Origin of the sequence: Rhodococcus sp. R1101, assembly GCF_000278445.1 — a bacterium.
GTDB classification, from domain to species: domain Bacteria; phylum Actinomycetota; class Actinomycetes; order Mycobacteriales; family Mycobacteriaceae; genus Rhodococcus; species Rhodococcus gordoniae.
The window spans coordinates 1-5,948 of the sequence record NZ_AJVB01000234.1 but is presented as its reverse complement, the minus strand read 5'-3'; the positions used below and the strand labels follow the sequence as shown (position 1 = coordinate 5,948).

The 5,948-nt window shown below is 67.0% G+C and carries 5 protein-coding genes and 1 pseudogene; 1 reads left to right on the top strand and 5 read right to left on the bottom strand.

The features are described from left to right. Positions 1-86: 86 nt before the first annotated feature. Genes R1101_RS0114615 through R1101_RS26890 form a run of 5 tightly spaced genes read right to left on the bottom strand, consistent with a single transcriptional unit; the run spans position 87 to position 5,487 of the window. Complete coding sequence (locus R1101_RS0114615; protein WP_016934147.1) at positions 87-1,166, bottom strand: ABC transporter ATP-binding protein; 1,080 nt, start codon at positions 1,164-1,166, stop codon at positions 87-89. Positions 1,167-1,212: 46 nt separating this feature from the next. Then, entirely contained in the window at positions 1,213-2,103 is an 891-nt protein-coding gene (locus R1101_RS0114610) for a carbohydrate ABC transporter permease (RefSeq protein ID WP_016934146.1), read from the bottom strand. Next, entirely contained in the window at positions 2,100-3,065 is a 966-nt protein-coding gene (locus tag R1101_RS0114605; protein ID WP_016934145.1) for a carbohydrate ABC transporter permease, read from the bottom strand. Before R1101_RS0114605 ends, R1101_RS0114610 begins: the two co-directional genes overlap by 4 nt. Continuing rightward, entirely contained in the window at positions 3,062-4,414 is a 1,353-nt protein-coding gene (locus R1101_RS0114600) for an ABC transporter substrate-binding protein (protein ID WP_232284760.1), read from the bottom strand. The genes R1101_RS0114605 and R1101_RS0114600 overlap by 4 nt, the downstream gene beginning before the upstream one ends. A gap of 11 nt (positions 4,415-4,425) precedes the next feature. After that, positions 4,426-5,487, bottom strand: a complete 1,062-nt coding sequence (locus R1101_RS26890; RefSeq protein ID WP_016934143.1) for a sugar-binding transcriptional regulator — start codon at positions 5,485-5,487, stop codon at positions 4,426-4,428. A gap of 148 nt (positions 5,488-5,635) precedes the next feature. Here R1101_RS26890 and R1101_RS26885 point away from each other — a divergent pair. Then, positions 5,636-5,948, top strand: a pseudogene (locus R1101_RS26885) (alcohol dehydrogenase catalytic domain-containing protein); the annotation flags it as partial.

Sequence of the window (5,948 nt, the reverse complement as noted above, 5' to 3'; positions counted from 1 at the left end):
GATCATGCGGGGCAGCATAACCGGCATCGAGATCGACGCAAGTTTCGTTCCTTCTGCTCGCCCACAGAGATCCTTGCGCCGCCCGGTCAGTCGCCCACCCGTTCTCCGGTGTCGACGTGGAACAGGTGCACCGTACCTTCGCGCTTGCGCAGGTGCACGGTGTCGGCGAGTCGGGCGGGGGTGCGGACCAGGGCACGCGCGACCACCTGGTTTCCGGTGCCCGGCACCCGCGTGTACAGGTACGACTCGCTGCCGAGTTCCTCGACGAGCTCGACGACGGCTTCGACGCCCTCGTCGGCGATCTCGAAGTCTTCCGGCCGGATTCCCGCGGTGACCTCCTCGATGCCCGCTGAGTGCAGTCGCGCGATGCGTGCGCGTTCGACGGGAATGACGGTGTTACCCACGACGACACCGTCGTCGACGACCTTCGCCGTGAGCAGATTCATCGACGGCGAGCCGATGAACCCGGCGACGAAGGCGTTGGCGGGGCGGTCGTAGAGTTCGGTCGGGCTCGAGAATTGCTGCAGCACTCCGTTCTTCAGGACTGCGACGCGATCGCCCATGGTCATCGCCTCCACCTGGTCGTGAGTGACGTAGACGGTGGTGGTGCCGAGACGGCGCTGCAGTGCCGCGATCTCGGTGCGGGTCTGCACGCGCAGTTTCGCATCGAGATTCGACAACGGCTCGTCCATGCAGAACACCTGAGGCTCACGCACGATCGCGCGTCCCATCGCCACACGCTGACGCTGACCGCCCGACAGTTTGGCCGGCTTGCGGTCGAGGAAGGGCGTGAGGTCCAGGATCTTCGCTGCTTCCTCCACCTTGCGGCGACGTTCGTCCGCGCTCACGCCGCGCATCTTCAGGGCGAACCCCATGTTCTCGGCGACCGTCTTGTTGGGATACAGGGCGTAGTTCTGGAAGACCATCGCGATGTCGCGGTCCTTCGACGGCACGCCGGTCATGTCCTTGCCGCCGATGGAGATCGACCCCTCGTCGATGTCCTCGAGCCCGGCGAGCATGCGCAGCGCGGTGCTCTTGCCGGAGCCGGAGGGGCCGACGAGGACCACGAACTCGCCGTCCTCGATGTCGAGGTTCAGCGAATCGACCGCGAAGGTGTCGGAGTTCTCGTAGATGCACGAGGCGTTGCGGTAGGTGATGTCGGCCATGATGGAAGTCCTTGCTGGTGAGGGAATCCGGTGAGGGAGAGTCGATCTACTTGATGGCGCCGAACGACAGGCCGCGCACGAGCTTGTTCTGGGCGAGCCAGCCCGCGAGCACGACGGGCAGGGCCGCCATCGTCGCGGCCGCGGACAGCCGTGCCCAGTACAGGCCCTCACCGGTGATGAAGCCGACGAGGAAGACCGGGATCGTCTGTGCCTGAACGGCGGTGAGGTTGACGGCGAAGAAGAACTCGTTCCACGAGAAGATCACGCAGATCAGGGCGGTGGCGGCGATGCCGGGGGAGACCAGGGGCAGGATCAGCTCCCGCACCGATGTCCACAGGCTCGCCCCGTCCATGCTCGCCGCTTCGAGCAGCTCACCCGGGACCTCGAGGAAGAACGATCGCATCATCCACACCGCGATCGGCAGGTTCATCGCGGTGTAGAGGATGATGAGCGCCCAGATGTTGTCGAGCAGGCCGACATTCGCCACGATCACGTACAGCGGGATGATCGCGGCGACGATGGGCAGCATCTTCGTGCTGATGAAGAAGAACAGCACGTCCTGGGTCTTCTTCACCGGCCGCAGCGACAGCGCGAAGGCCGCAGGCACGCCGAGCAGCAGGACCACGGCCGTCGAGACGATTGTGGCGAAGGCCGAGTTGAGCAAGGCCGTGCCGACTCCGGTCTCGAACACCGCCCGGAACTGGTCGAGGGTGGGGGTGAAGAAGAACTTCGGTGGGTCGGAGTAGGCGTCGGCCTCCTGTTTGAAGGCGGTGAGCACCATCCAGAAGACCGGGAAGAAGAACCCGATCGCCGCGATCCAGGCGACCACGCCCCAGGGATTGAACTTGCGGTTCTTGCGTTTGCGGGCCGTGCGCATGACACGGCCGGTGGGTGCCGTGGTGTCCGAAGCCTGCGGCTCCGTGGCCGTGGTGCTCATGCCGCTTCCTCCTTGCCGGTGAACGAGGTGAAGATCAGGCGCAGTGCGAAGGTGGCGATGACGATCGTGCCGACGACGACCACGACACCCATCGCCGCGGCCTGGCCGATGTCGAAGCCGAGGAACGCGCGCTGATAGATGTAGAACGGTAGGTTGGCGCTGGCCGTGCCGGGGCCGCCCTGCGTCATCATGTAGATCGCGTCGAACGTGTTGACCAGGTAGATCGCGCCGAGAACGGTGCCGAGTTCGATGAACCGGCGCAGGTGCGGCAGCGTCAGTTCGCGGAACAGGGAGAACGCCCCGGCGCCGTCCACCCGCCCGGCCTCGAGGATGTCGCGGGGCATGGACTGCAGGCCGGCGAGGATGAGCAGCATCATGAACGGCGTCCACTGCCACACGAGTGCGACCATCACCGCCGGCAGCGGAAACCGGCTGATCCAGTCCACCTCGCCCACCCCGAAGGGCGAGAGCACGAAGTCGACGATGCCGAAGACGGGATCGAACATCGACGTCTTCCAGATCAGCGCGCTCGCGACCGGAGTGACGAGGAACGGAGTGATCAGCAACGTCCGTGCGATACCGCGCCCGAGGAACGCCCGGTCGAGCAGCAACGCGAGCAGCAGACCGAGGATCACCGAAATGAGCACGGTGCCGACGATGAGGACGATCGTGTTGAGCGTGACCTGCCAGAACTGGCTGTCCTGGAAGACGTCGACGTAGTTCTGGAGTCCGACGAACCGGCGGGAGCCGGGGCTGACCAGGTTCCACGACTGGGTCGAGTAGTACAGCGTGAACAGGAACGGGATCTGCGTGACCACGATCGTGAAGATCAGGGCCGGGAGCAGGGGTCCGCGTCGGCGCCATCCCTCGGCTCGGGAGACTCCTTCCTCCTTCGCCTCCCGTACGGAGCGGATGCGCGCGTCGGCGTCCGGTGCGGGACGCTGCGCTGCTGCTGCGGTCATTGCTTCTCCCGGTAGGTCGCGCCGACGGCCTCGGCGTACTTCTGTGCCTGGTCGAGGGCTTCCTCGACGGTCTGCCGTCCGGCGATGGCGGCGCTGATCTGCTGGCTGACCCGGGTACCGAGATCCTGGAACTCGGGGATGGCCACGAACTGGATGCCCGTGTACGGGACGGGGTCGACCGTGGGGTTCTGCTGGTCGGCTCCCTCGATGGATTCGAGGGTGATCGGACCGTAGGCCGCGGCGGCCTCGGCGTATTCAGGGATCTCGTAGGTCGAGAGCCTGCTGCCCGGAGGCACCCGCTCCCAGCCGAGTTGCTCACCGACGGTCCGCAGGTACTGCTGGTCGGTCATCCATGCGATGAACTTCCAGGCGTCCTCGGTGTGCTCGCTGCTCGCGGGGATACCGAGCGACCACGTGTAGAGCCAGCCGGAGGGGTCCTTCTCCCGGACCGGTGCGGCCGCGTACCCGATCTTCCCGACGACGTTGCTCGACGTGGGATCCTCGAGGGTCGATACGGCAGAGGTGGAGTCGTACCACATGGCGACCCGTCCCTGCGCGAGTTGCGTTGCGCACTCGCTGAATCCGCTCGTCGCGGCACCGGGCTGACCGTGTTCGCGGACGAGGTCGACGTAGAACTGCACGGCTTCGCGTACCTGGGGACTGTTCAGCTGCGCATTCCAGTCCTCGTCGAACCACCGTCCGCCGAAGGTGTTGATGACGGTGTCGAGCGGAGCGAGCAGCTCGCCCCAGCCGGGCTTGCCGCGCAGGCAGATCCCGTTGATGTCGGGACTGTCGAGTCGTGCTGCGGCGTCGGCGACCTCGTTCCAGGTCGGAGGATCGGACAGCGTGATACCGGCTTGCTCGAACAGATCCTTGCGGTACATCAGGAACGACGACTCGCCGTAGAAGGGCACCGAGTACAGGTCACCTTCGTACGAGAGTGCTTCGCGCAGCGACGGGATGATGTCGTCGGCGTCGTAGCCGTCGGTCTGCTCGATGTACGGCGACAGGTTCGTGAGCCAGCCGTACTCCGCCCACTGGGGCGTTTCATAGTTGCTGATCATCACGACGTCGAACTCGCCGCCGCCCATCGCCGTGGATGCGGTGATCTTGGCGCGGGCCTGGTTCTCGGAGAGGGTGACGAACTTCAGGTCGATATCGGGATTCTCGGCCTCGAACTGCGACGCGAGTTGCTGTGCGTCCTGCATCTGGGAGTTCGACACCATCGCAATGGTGACGGTGCGGCCGGACGTACCGATCGATCCTGCACCGGCACAACCGGTCAGTGCGACGCTCAGGGCCACGGCCCCTGCCGAGGCCGCGCGGATGGATCTCCTTGCTGTAGGCACGATGGTCTACCTCATTTCGGTGGTGCCTCGTCCTTCATGGTGCCGTTCTCGAGGGCGTGGTCGGGATGGTCGAGCAGGTACTGGGCGCAGGCGATGTCGCAGACGAGCATGGTGGCGAGACCCCCGCGGAGAGCACCGAGCACCGCGCGGTGCTTGGACTGTCCGCCGGTGACGAGAATCGTTGCGGGGCAGTCGCGGACGTCGTCGAGGGGCACCGACATCGTGCGGGTCTCCAGTTCGCCGTGCACGGGGGTGCCGTCGGCGCGGAAGAACCGGCCGCCGATCTCCCCGACCGCGCCGAGACCGTCGAGCTCGTGGAGCATCGTGGTGTCGAGGAAGCTGCCCTCGAACAGGGTGGTCGAGGTCGACACCGCGCCCACCCCGAAGAGCATCACCTCGGCGCGGCGCCCGACCTCGAGGGTGCGGGAGATCAACGAGTCGGCGCGCATCGAGGAGACCGTGGACGGATCGGCGTACAACGGTGTGGGAAGCCGGAGAGGTTGCGCCCGAAGCTGTTCGGCGCAGCGGCCGAGGACGAACTCGGTGCCGGTCTGGTAGGCGCTCGTGGAGATGGAGCCGTCGAGCTGCACGATCGTCGCGCAGGTGGCGACGCCCGCCGGTAGGGCCTGCGCCACGGCGACGGTCTCCGGCCCCCAGGTGAATCCGAGGGTGTCGGAGGGGCGGAGGCGGCGGGTGAGCAGGCCGGCGGCGGCGCGCCCCAGGTCTGCGAAGCTCGCGGAGTCCTCGATGGGGCCGGCGTCGTCGACGCGGCGCCCCACCACGACGGCCTCGACGAGTCCGTAGCGCTCCTCGAGTATCCGTTCGGTCTCGGCGTGCAGATCGTCGCGCCAGGTGGGCGGCACGGTGACTTCGATGCGCACGAGGCCCTGGGCGCGGGCGCGCGCCACGAGCCGGCCGGCGGTGGGGCGGGAGACGCCGAGGCGCTGGGCCACTTCCGCCTGGGTGAGGCCGTCGAGGTAGTAGAGCGTCGCGGCCCGCACGGCGAGACGGAGATCCTCGGTGGATACCGGGGTCTCCACGTCCGGGTTGTGGGTGGGGCCGGGGGCGGTCACGAGCTCTCCTCGGTGCGAGCGGGTCTCTGCTGCGGGCGGGCTTCGGGTCTCGATCCGTGAGCATCTGCTCAGGGGTGCGTGCATCTGCTCAGTACGTTAGCATCGCAGTGTGACCCACACAACAGTTCGTCCGGCGCTCCCGGACACGATGCGTGCCGCGGTCCTGCTCGAACCGGGCCGCATCGAGATGGAGGAGCGCCCGCTACCTGCGCCGGAGCCCGGCGACGTCCTCGTCCGGGTGACCACCGTGGGGGTGTGCGGATCGGACGCCCACTACTACCGCGAAGGACGGATCGGGGAGTTCGTCGTGACCGCCCCGATCGTGCTCGGTCACGAGGCCGCCGGAGTCGTGGTCGCGGTGGGGGCGGTGTTCCGGTGGGCCGGATCGGCGAGCGGGTCTCGATCGAACCGCAACGTCCGACCCGCTCACCGAGGAGACGCGCCGCGGCGACTACAACCTG